The sequence below is a fragment of the Streptomyces sp. NPDC042336 genome, from assembly GCF_055581985.1.
Map to the genome: position 1 here is coordinate 178,379 of NZ_JBVJEA010000005.1, position 15,801 is coordinate 194,179.

The window sequence follows — 15,801 nt, forward strand, 5'->3', positions numbered from 1 at the left end:
CACCTCCGGAACACCTCCTTCCAGGGTGCGCCTCGCGACGGCCGTGCGCACCATCCCGGCGCTCGCGGCTATCCGGTGTGCAGCATCAGCCCGATCCCGACGACCAGCAGGCCCGCCGCCGCGATCCGGGGCGCGCCGAACCGCTCCTTGAAGAACACGGCCCCTATCGCGGCGCCGACCAGAATGGACGACTCGCGCAGGGCGGCGATGGGCGCGAGTTCGGCGCGGGTCTGCGCCCACAGCACCAGGGCGTAGGCGGTGACGGACAGGGCCGCGCCGACCAGTCCGAGACCGGCCTGCGGCCGCAGCAGCGCCCACGCCCCGGAGCGGTGCCGGTACAGGAATCAGGCCGGCAGGACCGTCCCCTGCACCGCCATCAGCCAGGCGATGTAGCCGAGCGAGGACCCGGAGGCGCGTACGCCGAGGCCGTCGACGACCGTGTACGCCGCGATGGTCACGCCGGTCGCCAGGGCGGCGCCGATGGCCGCCCAGTCGGGCCGGCGTCCGCGCAGCCCCCACAGGGCGACGCCGGTCAGTCCCGCGCAGGAGACCAGGATGCCCGCGGCCGCCCAGCCGTCCGGCACCTCGTGGGCGAAGACCGCGGCGAGGACGGTCACCAGCAGCGGCGCGCTGCCGCGGGCGATCGGGTAGGCCTGACCGAAGTCGCCCAGCCGGAAGGAGCGCATCAGCAGGGCGTAGTACGCGACGTGGACGGCGGCGGAGGCCAGGAGGTACGGCCACGCCCCGGCCGCCGGGAACGCCGTGAACGGCAGCAGCGCGAGGCCGATGAGCAGCCCGCCGCCGGAGATCAGGGCGAACCCGGTCAGCTTGTCGGTGATCCGGTGGGCGATGGCGTTCCAGCTGGCGTGGGTGACCGCCGCGAGCAGGACCGCGGCGGTGACCAGCGGGGTCACGCGGAGCGCTCGCGCACGTCCACGAGGGTGGCGCCGGCGGTGGCGACGAGGTCCTTGGGCTCCATCGGGAAGACGGCGTACGGGGTGCCGGCGGCGGCCCAGACGACGTCGTGGGCGAGCAGCGACCGGTCGGCGAGCACCCGGGTCCTGGTCCGGTGCCCGAAGGGCGGCACCCCGCCGATCGCGTACCCGGTGGTCTCCCGTACGACGTCGGCCTTGGCCCGGGTGACCTTCTGGGCGCCGAGTTCCTCACGGACCCGGTCCAGGTCGACCCGGGAGGCGCCGTCCATGAGGACGAGTACGGGCACGCCGTCCGCGGCGAAGATGAGCGACTTGCAGATCTGGCTCAGCTCGCAGCCGATGGCGGCGGCGGCCTCGGTGGCGGTGCGGGTGGCCTCCGGGAAGCGCCGGGCCCGTCCGGCCAGGTCGCCGAGGCCCAGTTCGCCGAGGGCGGCGGCGAAGCGCGGGTGGGCCGCGGAGGCGGCGGCGGAGTCAAAGGCGTCGTCGGTCGTCGTCATGGACCGCACCGTAGCGGTACGTGTAGCCCGCAGGCGACCGGGTTGCGGGGCCGTCGGGTCCCCCGGAACGGAGGAAGCCGGTGAGGGCAGCCCCGTCCCCACGGAACCCTCACCGGCTGGTCTGTGCCGTCCTCCTGTCAGAGGCCGCGGCGGCTGGTCAGGTGCGCACCAGCTTCCGCTCCTCGTCGGGGTCGGCGCCCCGCTCGGCGGCCGTGCGCAGGCCCTCGCCCTCGACGTCCACGTTGGGCAGCGCGCGGTCCAGCCACTTCGGCAGCCACCAGGCCTTCTTGCCGAGCAGGGCGAGGACCGCCGGGACGATGGCCATGCGGACCACGAACGCGTCGAAGAAGACGGCGATCGCGAGGCCGAAGCCGATCATCTTGACCATGGACTCGCTGGAGCCGATGAAGCCCGCGAAGACCGCCATCATGATCACCGCGGCGGCGGTGACGACCCGGGCGCCGTGCTTGAAGCCGGTGACGACGGCCTGGTGGGGCTTCTCGCCGTGGACGTAGGCCTCCCTCATGCGGGTGACCAGGAAGACCTCGTAGTCCATGGCCAGGCCGAAGACCACGCCGACCATGAAGATCGGCATCATCGACATGACCGGACCGGTCTCCTCCACGCCCATCAGGCCGGACAGCCAGCCCCACTGGAAGACCGCGACGACCGCGCCGAGCGCCGCCATGACGGAGAGCAGGAAGCCGAGAGCCGCCTTCAGCGGGACCAGGATCGAGCGGAAGACCACGATGAGGAGGAGGAAGGCCAGGCCGACGACCAGGACCAGGTAGGGCACCAGCGCGTCGTTGAGCTTCTGGCTGACGTCGATGTTCATCGCCGTCGAGCCGGTGACCAGGGTCTCGGCACCGGTCTTGGCCTCGATGTCGCCGCCCGCGTCGCGGATGGCGTGCACCAGGTCCTCGGTCTGCACGGAGGACGGCTTGGAGTCCGGGACCACGGTGATCGTCGCGGTGTCGCCGCCCTTGTTGGGCGCGGGCGGGGTCACCGCCACGACGCCGTCGAGGTCCTTGATCTGCTTCTCGACGTCGGTGAAGGCGTCCTTCGGGGCGTCGCTGCCCTTGGCGTCCACGACGACCATCAGGGGGCCGTTGAAGCCGGGGCCGAAGCCCTCCGACAGCAGGTCGTAGGCGCGGCGCTGGGTCGTGGACGTCGGCTGGGAGCCGTCGTCGGGCAGGCCCAGCTCCAGGGAGGCCGCGGGGACCGCGGCGGCGCCGAGGCCGATGACGCCCAGGAGGAGGACGGCGAGGGGGCGGCGGACGACGAAGCTCGCCCAGCGGGTGCCCAGGTTGGCCTTCGGCTGCCCGGCCGGCTGGTCCGGCTTCGGCTCGCCCTTGCGGGAGCGGCCCAGCAGCTTGCCCTTCGCCCCAGCGGGCTTGACCCGGCGACCGGCGTAGCCGAGCAGCGCGGGGATCATAGTCAGCGCGATCAGGACCGCGATGGCGACGGTGCCGGCCGCCGCGATGCCCATCTTGGTGAGCATCGGGATGTTGACGACCGCGAGGCCCACCAGGGCGATGACGACGGTGAGTCCGGCGAAGACGACCGCGGAGCCCGCGGTGCCGACCGCCCGTCCGGCGGCCTCCTCGCGTTCGCGCCCCTCGGCGAGTTCGGCGCGGTAGCGGGAGACGATGAACAGGGCGTAGTCGATGCCGACCGCGAGGCCGATCATCATGGCCAGGATCGAGGTGGTCGAGCCCAGTTCGAGCGCGCTCGCCAGCGCGGTGATCGAGGAGACGCCGATGCCCACGCCGATCAGGGCGGTGAGCAGCGGCAGCCCGGCCGCGACCAGGGAGCCGAAGGTGATGACCAGGACGACGGCGGCGACCGCGATGCCGATGACCTCGGTGGCGCCGGTCTCCGGGACGGCCTGGAGCGCGTCACCGCCGATCTCGACGGTCAGCCCGGCGTCGCGCGCCTGCTGGGCGGCGTCCTCCAGGGCGTCCTTGGTGGACTCCTCCAGCTCCATGCCGGAGACGTCGTACTTCACCGAGGCGTAGGCGATCGTGCCGTCCTTGCTGACGGCGTTGCCCGTGTAGGGGTCGGCGACCGAGGCGACCTCGGAGCCGTCCGCCAGTTCGTCGACGGCCTTCTCGACGGTCGCCTTGTTGCCGGCGTCCGTCATCTTCTCGCCGGAGGGCGCCTTGAAGACGACCCGTGCGGTCGCCCCGTCGGCGCTCGCTCCGGGGAAGCGCTGTTCCAGCAGGTCGAAGGCCTTCTGGGCCTCCGTTCCGGGGATGGAGAAGGAGGAGTTGCCGGCGGGCGGGGCGCTGGCGGCGCCGACGCCGGCGAGCGTCAGCAGGGCCACCCAGATCAGGGCGACGAAATGCCGTCGGCGAAAGGCGAGCCGGCCGAGTTTGTAGAGGAACGTGGCCACGGGGGCGTACTCCCGGTCAGGTCGTGGATCTTCAGGGCAGGGGTGATCGGCCCGACGACGTGAGCGGTTACGTCAGGTGGGGCTCAGATGGGGCTCAGAGGTTGCGTGGGGAGGTCAGTGGGTGGAGACGCCGAGGGCGGGGAGGATCACGGCGTCGACGTAGGAGGCGAGGAACGCCCGGGTCGGCGGCTGGTCGTCCAGCAGCGTGCGGGTGGCGAAACCACCGACCATCATGTGCACGAGGAAGTCCAGCGCCGGGCAGTCCGCTCTGATCTCACCGCGGTCGACGGCGCGTTGCAGCACACGCTGGAACTCGGCCATCTCCGGTTCGATGAGCTGTTCCCGGAACGCCTGGCGGAGGTCCGGGTTCTGGTGCAGCGCCATGGCGACGCCCCGCATCAGCGCGGAGTTCTGTTCCATGGTGCAGTCGTCCTCGCGCACCATGAGGGCGTGCAGGTCACCGCGGAGCGAGCCGGTGTCGACGTCGCCGATCTTGCCCGGCTTGTTGTGCCGCATGGCCTTGACGACCAGCTCCGGCTTGCCGCCCCACTGGCGGTAGAGCGTCGCCTTGCTGGACCGGGTGCGAGCGGCCACGGCGTCCATGGTGAGGGCGTCGTAGCCGACTTCGCGGAGCAGGTCGAGCACGGCCTCGTACAGCTCGGCCTCGCGCTCGGGAGTGATCCGGCTGCGGCGCGCGGTGGCGGTCTCCGTCATCTCGCTCACTCCTCTCCGTTCCGGTCGACCGGTCCACTCGACTGGAACGACACCGTTTCGTACATGACGAATGTACCCCACCGCCTAGCGAAACGAAACGGTTTCGTACGTGGTGTGGGTCACGGTTGTCGGCACCGTATAAGTTGCCGGTACCCGGCACCCGGAAAAGCATGGGGCGGGTGAGTTATCTGCGCCTTCCGCACCTCAGTGGCGACCAGCTGTGCTTCGTGGCCGAGGACGACCTCTGGCTCGCGTCCCTCGACGGTCCGGGGCGGGCCTGGCGGCTCACCGTCGACCGTACCAAGGCCGGGCCCCCGCGCTTCTCCCCCGACGGCCGCCACATCGCGTACACCAGCTGGCGCACTCTGGTGCCGGAGGTCCATCTGGTGCCGGTGGACGGCGGTCCCGGACGGCAGCTCACCCACTGGGGCGGCTTCGACACCCGGGTCTGCGGCTGGTCGCCGCCCGATCCCGACGGCACCACCGCCGTCCTCGCCGTCGCCTCGCACGGAGAGCCCTTCTCGCACCTCACCTGGGCCTACAAGGTCGCCCCCGACGGGGACCCCGGCCGCAAGCTGCCCTGGGGCCCGGTCACCGACATCCAGGCCGCCGACCTCGACGGTGAGCGCAGAACGCTCCTGCTCACCGGCACCCCGCCGCACGAGCCGGCCGCCTGGAAGCGCTACCGGGGCGGCGCCACGGGCCGACTCTGGCTGCACGGCGAGCGGCTCCTGCCCGATCTCGGCGGACACCTCGCCGCCCCGATGTTCGTCGGCGACCGGATCGCCTTCCTCTCCGACCACGAGGGCGTCGGCAACCTCTACTCCTGCGCCCACGACGGCACCGGTCTGCGCCGCCACACCGACCACGACGCGTTCTACGCCCGCAACGCCTCCAGCGACGGCACCCGGGTGGTGTACCAGTGCGCGGGCGACCTGTGGATCGTGGACGACCTCGCGCCCGGCTCGGCGCCGCGCAAGCTCGACGTACGGCTGAGCGGCCCGCGCGCGGGACGGCGTACGTACCAGGTACCCGCCACCCAGCACGTGGGCGGCGTCTCCGTCGACGAGACGGGCCGCGCGAGCGCCGTCGTCGTACGCGGCAGCCTGTACTGGCTCACCCACCGCGACGGCCCGGCCCGCACCATCGCGGACACCCCCGGAGTACGGGTACGGCTGCCGGAGATGCTCGGGGAGAGCGGACGGATCGCGTACGTGACGGACGCGGAGGGCGAGGACGCCGTCGAGATCTCCTACCTGCCCCGGGCGACCGGCGGCCGCGCTCCCCGGCGGCTGGCCTCCGGACGCCTCGGCCGGGTCCTGGAGCTGGTCTCGGACCCGGCCGGCGACCGGCTCGCCGTCGCCTCGCACGACGGACGCCTGCTGATCCTCGACGTCACCGAGCCGGACACGGAGGTGACGCTGACCCTGGACGCGGTGGACGCCGGGTATCCGGCGGACCCGGGGGAAGCGGGCGCGGCGGAGACGGCGGCCGGGACGGACACCGGCACGGCGGGAGACGGCGGGGCTGACGGCGGCACGACCCGCGGCACGGCGGAAGGCGACCCCTCGGACGGCACCACCCCGGGAAGCGACCCCGCAGCCGGCGACAGCGCGACCGGCGGCACCGCCACGCCGGGCGGCACCGCCACCCCCGGAACCGCCGGAGGCCAGGTCACCGAGTTGATCCGCTCCGTCAACGGACCCGTGCGCGACCTGGCCTTCTCCCCCGACGGGGCCTGGCTCACCTGGTCGCACCCGGGCATCGGACGCAGCCTGCGGCAGATCAAGATGGCCCGGATCGACGGACCGGAGGGCACCCTCGTCGTCGACGTCACCAACGGCCGCTTCGAGGACGAGAACCCGGTGTTCACCCGGGACGGCCGCTACCTCGCCTTCCTGTCCTGGCGCGGCTTCGACCCGGTGTACGACGTGCACACCGGCGACCTGTCCTTCCCGCTGGGCTGCCGCCCCTACCTGGTGCCGCTGTCCTCCGCGACCCCCTCCCCCTTCGCCCTCAACCCCGAGGGCCGCCCCGCGGCCGGCGGTCTGGACCCGCTGGAGGACGAGACCGGCGAGGGCGGCGCGGTGACCGTCGAGGTCGAAGGACTGGAGAACCGGGTGACACCGTTCCCGGTCACCGCCTCCAAGTACTCGGCGCTGGAGCCGGTCGCGGGCGGCGGCCTGGTCTGGCTGCGCTGGCCGATCTCGGGCGCGCTCGGCGAGACCTTCGCCAATCCGGCCGACCCGAGCGAGCGGCCCACCCTGGAACACTTCAACCTGGCCAAGGCGAAGAAGTCCGAACTGGTCGACCACCTCGACTGGTTCCGGGTCAGCGGCGACGGCAGCCGCCTGGTCGTGCTCGACGAGGGCGACCTGCGCGCCGTACCGGCGACCGAGGTCGGCGACGGCGACTCGACCACCTGGATCGACCTGCGCCGCATCCTGCACGAGGTCGATCCGGCCGCCGAGTGGCGCCAGGCGTACGACGAGGCGGGGCGCCTGATCCGCGCCTACTTCTGGGACCCCGACATGTGCGGCATCGACTGGGACGCGGTCCTCGACCAGTACCGCCCGCTGCTCGAACGGGTCGCCTCCCCCGACGAGTTCGCCGACCTGCTGCGCGAGGTGCTCGGCGAGCTGGGCACCTCGCACGCCTATGTCGTCGCCGCCCGGCGCAACGAGGGCCCGGCGCACTACCAGCGCTGGCAGGGCCTGCTGGGCGCCAACTTCGCCTGCCGGGACGGACAATGGGTCGTCCTGCGGATTCTGCCGGGCGACTCCTCCGACTCCAAGGCCCGTTCCCCGCTGGCCGGCACGGGCATCCGCGACGGGGCGGTGCTGACCCACGTCGACGGCCGCCCGGTCGACCCGGTCCTCGGACCGTCCCCGCTGCTGGCGGGCGCGGGCGGTACGACGGTGGAGCTGACCTTCTCCCCCGCCGAGGGCTGCCGGGGGCCCTCCCGCCGGGTCGCCGTGGTACCGCTCGTCGACGAACGCCCCCTGCGCTACCAGGACTGGGTGGCCAAGCGCCGCGAGGTGGTACGGGAGCTGAGCGGCGGCCGGTGCGGCTACCTGCACATCCCCGACATGGGCGGCTCCGGCTGGGCGCAGTTCAACCGCGACCTGCGCATGGAGGTGTCCCGGCCCGCGCTCATCGTGGACGTGCGCGGCAACGCGGGCGGGCACATCAGCGAGCTGGTCATCGAGAAGCTGACCCGGACCATCCTGGGCTGGGACCTCACCCGGGACGCCCAGCCGGTGTCGTACACCTCCAACGCCCCGCGCGGTCCGGTGGTCGCGGTCGCCGACGAGGCGACGTCCTCCGACGGCGACATGATCACGGCCGCGTTCAAGCTGCTGCGCCTCGGCCCGGTGGTCGGGCAGCGCACCTGGGGCGGCGTGGTCGGCATGACCGGCCGGCACCGGCTCGGCGACGGCTCGGTGATCACGGTGCCGATGAACGCGGCCTGGTTCGACGCCTACGGCTGGTCCGTGGAGAACTACGGCGTCGCCCCCGACGTCGAGGCGCTGCGCTCACCCCTGGACTGGGCCGAGGGCCGCTACCCGGTGCTCGACGAGGCGGTGCGGCTGGCGCTGGAGCTGCTGGAGACCAACCCGCCTGCCACGCCGCCCGGTTATGACGCCGTACCGGACCGGTCCCGTCCGCCGCTGCCGCCGCGGGAGTAGAAGCCTCCGCGAAGCCTCGGGTGGCACGGGAAAGGGCGCCCACCCGCAACAGCCGGGGGCGCCCTCTCACTTCAGCGGCAGCGCGTCAGGCGTCGAAGCTGTCCTGCAGCCGCTCGTCCTCGTCGCGGCGGCGCGAGGAGGACGGGTTCTGGTGCTCCGACTCGCGGCGACGCGCGGCCGGGTCCGTCTCGTCCTCGTCGCGGCGGCGGTCGCGGTTCTGGAACTGGTCCCGCGCCTGCTCGGCCCGCTGCTTGCCCTGCTGCTGCATGCGCTCGGCCTTGTCCTGGAACTGGTCCTTCATACCCATGTGGGTTCACTCCTGTGGTGATCGGGCCCGACCGGATCGGCCGGGCGCTCGATCAGATTCACACGAGCGGTGACCGTGCGCATGTCGATCACTTACGGACCGTAGTCGCCCTGGTGGGACGCTGTTCGTCGGCCGCTCCACCGGCGCCGACCAGACCGATCCGCCGGCCGTTCAGCCGGTCTCCGAAGCGCCGCATCTCGCGCTGTCCGACGGTGCCGATGACGGCCGGCAGGTAGCCGCGCACGCCCTGCATGCCGCGCAGCCACCACTGCCCGTAGACGTGCGCGGAGCGGCGCTCGACGCCCTCCACCAGCCGGTCGACCGCCGGGCCGAGCGGATAGGTCTTGTTCGACGGCCAGGGCAGCCGCTGCCGCAACTCCCGCATGACGTCGTCCTGGTCGGCGCCGCGCACCATGTCGGTGTCGGTCCAGGACAGGTAGCCGACGCCGACCTTCACGCCCCGGTGCCCGACCTCGCCGCGCAGGCTGTGCGCGTACGCCTCGACGCCGGACTTGGAGGCGCAGTAGGCGCTCATCATCGGGGCGGGGGTGAGGGCGGCCAGCGAGGCGATCTGGAGCAGGTAGCCGCGGCTCTCCAGCAGCGCGGGCAGGAAGGCGCGGGCGGTGACGGCCGAGCCGATCAGGTTGACCTCGATGACCCGCCGCCAGGACTCCGGGTCGGAGTCGACGAAGGGACCGCCGGTGGCCACACCCGCGTTGGCGACGACGATGTCGACCTTCCCGAACCGCTCCTCGACCTCCGCCGCCACCCGGGCCATCGCCTCGTGGTCGGTGACGTCGGCGTGCCAGTGGTCGCTGTCGCTGTGCAACCGGGCGGAGACCTGCTTGAGTTCGTCCGGCTCCAGGCCGACCAGCGCCACCTTCACCCCGCGCGCGGACAGCTTGCGGGCCATCAGCTCCCCGACGCCCCGCGCGGCCCCGGTGACGACGGCGACCCGCCCTTCCAGACTCACCCTGCTCATGCGCTCTCCTCGGCGTGTACGGCACGCTCACCGCGTGCGCTGGGTATGTAGGTGGCCGTGAGGGCCCGTATCTTCCCGCTGACCAGCTCCGGGGCCTCCACCGGCGTCATGTGGCCGAGGCCCGGGAGTTCGGTGAGGCCCACGCAGTCGGGCAGCGCTGCGGCCAGCGCGCGGGCCTGCACGGGCGGCGTCAGCCGGTCCGCCGTACCGACCACGATCTCCACCGGCATGCGCAACTCCCGGACTCCGTGGTCGAGGTCGAGCAGGTCGAGCACCTGGGACCAGCCGTGCCGCACCCGGCTGGGACAGGCGTGCACGATCCGGGCGCAGGCCTCGACCATGTGCGGGCCCGAACCAGGGCCCATCGTCCCGTACTTGAGGATCCGCCGGGCGAGCGGTGTGACGGGCCCGAGCGGCGCCCGGGAGCCGAGGATGCGCCGGGTCAGCCAGGTGCGTACCCGGCCCGCCCGCATCGGGACCACGGTGGCGGACGCCACCAGCCGTGCGCTGCCCGTGCTGCACAGCAGGACGGCGGCCGCGTGCTCGCGTACCGCGGGCCGGGTCGCCGCGGCCATCAGCGTCATCCCGCCCATGGAGTGCCCCGCGATCACGGCCCGCTCGCCCGGCGCGAGGGTGGCCTCCAGGACGGCTTCGAGGTCGTCGGCGAGCGGCTCGGTGCCGTACGCCGGATTCGCCGGGCTGCGTCCGTGGCCGCGCTGGTCGTAGGCGATGACGCGGTGGTCGGCGGCCAGTTCGCGGATCTGCGCCGCCCAGAAGGCGGTGGAGCAGCACCAGCCGTGCGCGAGGACGACCGCGGGCGCGTTCTCGGGTCCGTGCACCTCCACGTGTATCCGGGCGCCGTCGGCGGCGGTGACGGTCAGCTCGCGGGCGGGCGCGGGCGGCGCGTAGGGCCCGTCGGCGACGTGGAGCAGGCGGCTCACGCGCTCACCTCCGCGTCCGCGTCGACGGCCTTCGCCGTGGTCTTCGCGGGGGCCGGGCGCAGCACCTCGTACTCCGCGAGGTCCACGCGCCGTGTCTCCCGCCGGAACTCGGCGGTGGTGCCGGGCCAGACGGTGGTGTTGCGGCCGCTCGCGTCCAGGTACCAGCTGGTGCAGCCGCCGGTGTTCCACACCGTGCGCTTCATGCGCTCCTGCACCCGGTGGTTCCAGTTGCGCACGGCGGCGGGGCGCGGGTCGAGGGCGGTGCGGCCGCCGAGGACGTTCAACTGGCGCAGGTAGTCCGCCATGTAGTTCAGCTGCGACTCGATCATCAGGATCATGGACGAGTTCCCGAGGCCGGTGTTGGGCCCGATGACCGTCATGAAGTTGGGGAAGCCGGCCGCCGTGCCGCCGCGCAGCCCCTCCATGCCGCCCTTCCAGGTCTCGGCCAGCGTCCGCCCGTCCGCGCCCACGACGCGCTCGGCGATGGGCATGTCGGTGACGTGGAAACCGGTGCCGAAGATGATCGCGTCGGCCTCGGCCTCGGTGCCGTCGGCGGCGACGAGGGTGGACCCGCGCACCTCGCTGAGCCCGCTCGCGACCACGTCGACGTTGGGCCGGGCGAGCGCCGGATAGTAGGTGCTCGACAGCAGGATCCGCTTGCAGCCGATGCGGTAGTCGGGGGTGAGCTTGGCGCGCAGGGCCGGGTCCTTGATGGCGGCGCCCATGTTGCGCTTGGCGATCTGCTCGACGAAGCCCAGCTCGTTGGGGTGCTTGGTGAATGCCTGCACCTGGAGTTCCCGGATGCCCCACGCCAGCCCGCGGCGCAGCTTGGTGGTGGCGGGCACCGCCCGGTGCAGGGCCCGCTCGACGCCGCTGATGGCCCGGTCCATGCGGGGCATCACCCAGGCCGGGGTGCGCTGGAAGAGGGTGAGCCGGCCCGCCTTCGGCTGGATGGACGGCACGATCTGGATGGCGGAGGCACCGGTGCCGATCATGGCGACGCGCTTGCCGGTGAGGTCGTAGTCGTGGTCCCAGCGGGCGGAGTGGAAGACCTTGCCGGGGAAGGAGTCGAGCCCCGGGATGTCCGGGACCTTGGGGTCGGACAGCGGCCCGGTCGCGGAGACGACGACGTCGGCGGTGAGCGTGCCGCGCACGGTCTCGATCTCCCACCGCAGCTGCTCGGTGTCCCACGCCATCCGCTTCACCTCCGAGTCGAAGCGGAGGTGGGGGCGCAGCCCGAAGGTGTCGGTGACGTGCTCCAGGTAGGCGCGGATGTGCTCCTGCCCGGAGAAGGTGCGCGGCCACTCGGGGTTGGGCGCGAAGGAGAAGGAGTACAGGTGGGAGGGCACGTCGCAGGCGCAGCCGGGGTAGCTGTTGTCCCGCCAGGTGCCGCCGACGCTGCCGGACCGCTCCAGTACGACGAAGTCGGTGATCCCTTCGCGTCGCAGCCGCACGGCGGCCCCCAGCCCGCCGAAACCGGACCCGATCACCGCCACCCGTACGTGTTCGTGAACCTGCTCGTGCTCGGCCATCTGGGAGCCTCCACGCTTGCCTGGACCGTCTGGAACCTGGAACCGTCTGGAACCGTGCCAGTGAACACTGGCGCAATGGGAGCGTAGAGCAGCTCCGTACTCATGGGTAGGGGGCGGACGGAGGAAAGTTACCCGCGGTACGCCATAAGGTCGTGGATGTGACCGAGAAGCGCGAATACCGCATGGAGGAACTGGCCCGGCTGGCCGGCATCACGGTGCGCACCGTGCGCTTCTACCGCGAACGCAAACTGATCCCGCCACCCCGCCGCGAGGGCCGCATCGCCTGGTACGACGACCACCACCTGGCCCGGCTGCGCACCATCGCGGCGCTGCTGGACCGCGGCCACACCCTGAACGGCATCGCGGAACTGGCCGACGCCTTCGACCACGGCCGCGACGTCGGCGACCTGCTCGGCCTCGGCGAGCCCACCGAGGAGACCCCGGTCCGCCTCACCCCCGAGGAACTCGCCGCCCGCTTCGAGGGCGAGGTCACCCCGGAGAACCTGGCCGCCGCGATGGAGCTGGGCTACCTCGGCACCGACGGCGACGAACTGGTCCACATCAGCCACCGCCTGCTGGAGGTCTCCTCCGCGCTGGTCCGCGAGGGCATCCCGCTCGGCGAGGTCCTCCAGGCCGGCGCCCGCGTCCGTGAGCACGCCGACGCCCTCGCCGAACTCTTCGCCGGCCTGATCCTGCGCCACGCCCCCGAACCGGAACTCCACCGCCTGCGCCCGCTGGCCCGCAGCGTGGTGGAGGCGGAACTGTCACTGGCCCTGGACCGGCGGATGCGGAAGGGGCCGGAGTAGATCTCCGCCCCGGCCGTCAGGGGCCGTAGACCACCGTCACCGGCGCGTGGTCGGACCAGCGTTCGGCGTGCGTGGCGGCCCGCTCGACGTAGCCCTTGAGGGCCCTGGCGGCCAGCCCGGGGGTGGAGAGGTGGTAGTCGATGCGCCATCCCGCGTCATTGTCGAAAGCCCGCCCGCGGTACGACCACCACGAGTACGGCCCCTCGACGTCCGGGTGCAGCGCGCGCAGGACGTCCACGTACCCGCCCTCCGCCGGGTCGAGGACGCGGCTGAGCCACTCGCGCTCCTCCGGCAGGAACCCGGAGTTCTTCTTGTTGGCGCGCCAGTTCTTCAGGTCGGCCTCGCGGTGGGCGATGTTCCAGTCGCCGCAGACGACGACCTCGCGCCCCTCGGCGGCGGCGCGCTCCCGCAGCTCCTTGAGGTAGGCGAGGAACTCGCCCATGAAGCGGACCTTCTCGTCCTGGCGCCCGGTGCCGACCTCGCCGGAGGGCAGGTAGAGCGAGGCGACCGTCACACCGGGCAGGTCGGCCTCGACGTAGCGGCCGCTGGTGTCGAACTCCGTCGAGCCGAAACCGACGCGGACGGCGTCGGGCTCACGGCGTGTGTAGAGCGAGACACCGGCCCGGCCCTTGGCGGCGGCGGGCGCGTGCGTCACGTGCCAGCCCTCGGGCGTACGGACGTGTTCGGGCAGTTGGCCCGCTTCGGCCCGCACCTCCTGGAGGCACAGCACATCGGCGGAGGTGTCGGCGAGCCACTCCACGAAGCCCTTCTTCGCGGCGGCGCGCAGACCGTTCACGTTCACGGAGGTCACGGTGAGCACCAGGGCACGATACCGGCACACTGGACGGTGTCCCGCTCCGGATACGCATCGATATACGGTAGGAAGCATGAACATACGCCGGGTCCCCTTCGACCACCCCGACGCCGTGAAGCTCAACGACGAGGTCCAGGCCGAGTACGACGTCCGCTACGGCGACGGCGGCGACGCCACGCACCTGGACCCCTCGGACTTCGCGCCGCCGAACGGCCAGTACCTGATCGCGTACGACGAGAACGACGTCCCGGTCGCCTCCGGCGGCTGGCGCAGCCAGGACGCCAACGACGAGGGCAACCTCGACGGGGACGCCGAGCTCAAGCGGATGTTCGTGATCGAGCAGATGCGCGGGCGCGGGCTGGCCCGCCGCATCCTGGCCGCACTGGAGGAGGACGCCCGCGCGGCGGGCCGGGCCCGGATGGTGCTGGAGACCGGCACGAAGCAGCCGGAGGCCGTGGCCCTGTACACGTCCAGCGGCTACGAGCCGTGCGCGAAGTTCGGCTACTACCGCTTCCACGAGGACAGCCTCTGCTACGCGAAGGCGCTCCAGGTCCCGTAGGACGGGAAACAGCGAAGGTCCCGCCCGATCGTGAGATCGGACGGGACCTTCGTCAATGTGCGTGGACCTGAGGGGATTTGAACCCCTGGCCCCCTCGATGCGAACGAGGTGCGCTACCGGACTGCGCCACAGGCCCTTGCAACGAGTGAAACTCTAGCACCCCGCCCGGCCTGCTCAAAAATCGCTTCTACTCGTTGGCCGCGCGGGGGCGGTCGCCGTCGTCGTACTGGTCGAAGAGCGGTGTGCGGCCCCGCTCCCTGGCCCGGCGGGCCGACGCGGCGCGGCGGGCGTCGCTGCGGCCCGGGGCCTCCGGACGCTCCTCGGCCTGCGCGGCCGGACGCTCGTCGGCACCGGCGGCCGGACGCTCCCGGTCCGCAGCGGGGGCCTGGGCGGCGTCCTCCCGGTCGGGCGCGACGGCACTGGAGCGGGCCGAACTCCACGCGTCCGGCGCCCCGAGGTCCACGTCGGGCGTGGCGCGGGGGGCGACTGGAGCGGTCACGTAGGTGGGCAGGGGCACCGGGACCGGGTCCCAGCTGTCGCCCTGCGGGCGCCCTCGGCGTTCGCGCTGCTGGTCGACCCACTCGGCGTGGTCGGTCTGCTCGACCAGCGCCCGCCGGTCCGCGGCCAGCGCCGACATTCCGGCGCCGGGCTCCGCGTCGGGCCCCTCGTCCGGCTCCTCGGTGTCGAGGTCGCCGACGGTGCCGGGGGCGGAGGGGACGGGCCCGCGCCGACGCGGGCGGGGGTCGCGGTCCCGCAGGCGCTGTGCGGCGGCCTCCGCCTGGCGCCGGTCCATCTGGAAGGCGAAGCGACGGCGCTCCTGTGCGCGCAGGTGGGCGATGTAGGCGCTGAGCAGCACCGCGGGCACTCCGGGCGCCCACAGGAACGCGAGTCCGCCGACCGCCGCGACGACCGTGCCGAGCGTGAAGGCCAGGAACAGCATCACGGTCGTACGCCGACGGCGTGCCAGCACCTTGCTGCGCCGGGCCCGTGCCGCGGCCTCCGGCGAGACGGGCGCGCGCCGGGCCTGCGGCACCCGTGCCCGCGCCGGTGCCGCGCCGGTGCCGGTGGACTCGGCGGGTTCCGGGGACTGCCCGGGTCTCGGGCTGCGCTCGGGTACGCCCGGCTGCGGGCGCGCCGTCTCGGGCCGCTCCGCCGTCTGCCGCGGCAGGCCCGGCCGGGTGTGCCGTCGGGTCCTGGACACGGCGAAGGCCCGGACGTCCACCGAGTCGGTGACGGCGTCCGGGGCGTCGGCGTCGGGCTCCGCCTCGTCGGCGGAGCGCGACCGCAGGTCCTTGGCGTACCGGCGCTCCATGCCCGCCCGTCCGGACAGGAGCCGGATGGCGGTGCTGAAGCGTTCCGTCGGACGGGCCTCGTTCAGCTCGTCCTGCCTACGGAGCCACATCGGCACCAAGTAGGCGGCCCAGGCCCCGACGATGACTGCGTAGATGAGGCCGCTGCTGCTCACGCCTCACACGGTAGAGGGGTTTGCGTGAGGCCATCCGCCAATTGAGCCGGTGTGTCGCACGATCTGGCTGATATTTCGAACTTTTCTTGTGATCGATCCGATCAGCCGACTGCCAGGACCGCGAAATTATCCGCTTCCGGATGGTCGCGACTCGATCAATTTCGA

Annotated in this window: 12 protein-coding genes, 1 tRNA gene and 1 pseudogene; 3 read left to right on the forward strand and 11 right to left on the reverse strand. The window is 72.7% G+C overall.

Annotated features, from left to right (window positions below):
• Positions 1-68: 68 nt before the first annotated feature.
• The 4 genes and pseudogenes from ACZ6IM_RS13660 to ACZ6IM_RS13675 all read right to left on the reverse strand — a co-directional run bounded on the left by ACZ6IM_RS13660 (position 69) and on the right by ACZ6IM_RS13675 (position 4,541).
• Positions 69-914 (reverse strand): annotated as a pseudogene (locus tag ACZ6IM_RS13660) (EamA family transporter).
• Positions 911-1,432 (reverse strand): YbaK/EbsC family protein, encoded by a 522-nt coding sequence (locus ACZ6IM_RS13665; RefSeq protein ID WP_469556620.1) that lies wholly within the window; start codon positions 1,430-1,432, stop codon positions 911-913. The pseudogene ACZ6IM_RS13660 and the gene ACZ6IM_RS13665 overlap by 4 nt, the downstream one beginning before the upstream one ends.
• Positions 1,433-1,589: 157 nt before the next feature.
• Complete coding sequence (locus tag ACZ6IM_RS13670) at positions 1,590-3,827, reverse strand: MMPL family transporter (protein ID WP_469556622.1); 2,238 nt, start codon at positions 3,825-3,827, stop codon at positions 1,590-1,592.
• Positions 3,828-3,941: 114 nt separating this feature from the next.
• Entirely contained in the window at positions 3,942-4,541 is a 600-nt protein-coding gene (locus tag ACZ6IM_RS13675) for a TetR/AcrR family transcriptional regulator (protein WP_052839282.1), read from the reverse strand.
• A 170-nt stretch (positions 4,542-4,711) separates the two neighbouring features.
• Here ACZ6IM_RS13675 and ACZ6IM_RS13680 point away from each other — a divergent pair, with 170 nt between their 5' ends.
• Positions 4,712-8,230: a S41 family peptidase gene (locus ACZ6IM_RS13680; RefSeq protein ID WP_469556624.1), complete on the forward strand. Its 3,519-nt coding sequence runs from the start codon at positions 4,712-4,714 to the stop codon at positions 8,228-8,230.
• A gap of 85 nt (positions 8,231-8,315) precedes the next feature.
• Here ACZ6IM_RS13680 and ACZ6IM_RS13685 read toward each other — a convergent pair whose 3' ends face one another.
• From ACZ6IM_RS13685 to ACZ6IM_RS13700, 4 genes are all read right to left on the reverse strand, one after another.
• Complete coding sequence (locus ACZ6IM_RS13685; RefSeq protein ID WP_052839280.1) at positions 8,316-8,537, reverse strand: hypothetical protein; 222 nt, start codon at positions 8,535-8,537, stop codon at positions 8,316-8,318.
• 88 nt (positions 8,538-8,625) lie between these two features.
• A complete protein-coding gene (locus ACZ6IM_RS13690; protein WP_052839279.1) occupies positions 8,626-9,519 on the reverse strand; it encodes an SDR family oxidoreductase in 894 nt (297 codons plus the stop codon).
• Complete coding sequence (locus ACZ6IM_RS13695) at positions 9,516-10,460, reverse strand: alpha/beta fold hydrolase (protein ID WP_469556627.1); 945 nt, start codon at positions 10,458-10,460, stop codon at positions 9,516-9,518. Before ACZ6IM_RS13695 ends, ACZ6IM_RS13690 begins: the two co-directional genes overlap by 4 nt.
• Positions 10,457-11,992: a flavin-containing monooxygenase gene (locus ACZ6IM_RS13700; protein WP_469556628.1), complete on the reverse strand. Its 1,536-nt coding sequence runs from the start codon at positions 11,990-11,992 to the stop codon at positions 10,457-10,459. Before ACZ6IM_RS13700 ends, ACZ6IM_RS13695 begins: the two co-directional genes overlap by 4 nt.
• Positions 11,993-12,150: 158 nt before the next feature.
• Between ACZ6IM_RS13700 and ACZ6IM_RS13705 the strand changes: the two genes are divergently transcribed.
• Positions 12,151-12,798 (forward strand): MerR family transcriptional regulator, encoded by a 648-nt coding sequence (locus tag ACZ6IM_RS13705; RefSeq protein WP_469556629.1) that lies wholly within the window; start codon positions 12,151-12,153, stop codon positions 12,796-12,798.
• Positions 12,799-12,814: 16 nt separating this feature from the next.
• Here ACZ6IM_RS13705 and ACZ6IM_RS13710 read toward each other — a convergent pair whose 3' ends face one another.
• Complete coding sequence (locus ACZ6IM_RS13710) at positions 12,815-13,618, reverse strand: exodeoxyribonuclease III (protein ID WP_469556630.1); 804 nt, start codon at positions 13,616-13,618, stop codon at positions 12,815-12,817.
• Between the two features lie 67 nt (positions 13,619-13,685).
• Between ACZ6IM_RS13710 and ACZ6IM_RS13715 the strand changes: the two genes are divergently transcribed.
• Positions 13,686-14,171 (forward strand): GNAT family N-acetyltransferase, encoded by a 486-nt coding sequence (locus ACZ6IM_RS13715; RefSeq protein WP_052839275.1) that lies wholly within the window; start codon positions 13,686-13,688, stop codon positions 14,169-14,171.
• 62 nt (positions 14,172-14,233) lie between these two features.
• Here the strand turns inward: ACZ6IM_RS13715 and ACZ6IM_RS13720 are convergent.
• A tRNA-Ala gene (locus ACZ6IM_RS13720) sits at positions 14,234-14,307 on the reverse strand.
• 51 nt (positions 14,308-14,358) lie between these two features.
• Entirely contained in the window at positions 14,359-15,636 is a 1,278-nt protein-coding gene (gene sepX, locus ACZ6IM_RS13725; protein ID WP_469556631.1) for a divisome protein SepX/GlpR, read from the reverse strand.
• Positions 15,637-15,801 lie beyond the last annotated feature (165 nt).

Bases quoted from the DNA above. Each gene is read 5' to 3' on its own strand.
- ACZ6IM_RS13665 (WP_469556620.1), bottom strand. From the start codon at position 1,432: ATGACGACGACCGACGACGCCTTTGACTCCGCCGCCGCCTCCGCGGCC.
- ACZ6IM_RS13675 (WP_052839282.1), bottom strand. From the start codon at position 4,541: ATGACGGAGACCGCCACCGCGCGCCGCAGCCGGATCACTCCCGAGCGC.
- ACZ6IM_RS13680 (WP_469556624.1), top strand. From the start codon at position 4,712: ATGGGGCGGGTGAGTTATCTGCGCCTTCCGCACCTCAGTGGCGACCAG.
- ACZ6IM_RS13685 (WP_052839280.1), bottom strand. From the start codon at position 8,537: ATGGGTATGAAGGACCAGTTCCAGGACAAGGCCGAGCGCATGCAGCAG.
- ACZ6IM_RS13690 (WP_052839279.1), bottom strand. From the start codon at position 9,519: ATGAGCAGGGTGAGTCTGGAAGGGCGGGTCGCCGTCGTCACCGGGGCC.
- ACZ6IM_RS13700 (WP_469556628.1), bottom strand. From the start codon at position 11,992: ATGGCCGAGCACGAGCAGGTTCACGAACACGTACGGGTGGCGGTGATC.
- ACZ6IM_RS13715 (WP_052839275.1), top strand. From the start codon at position 13,686: ATGAACATACGCCGGGTCCCCTTCGACCACCCCGACGCCGTGAAGCTC.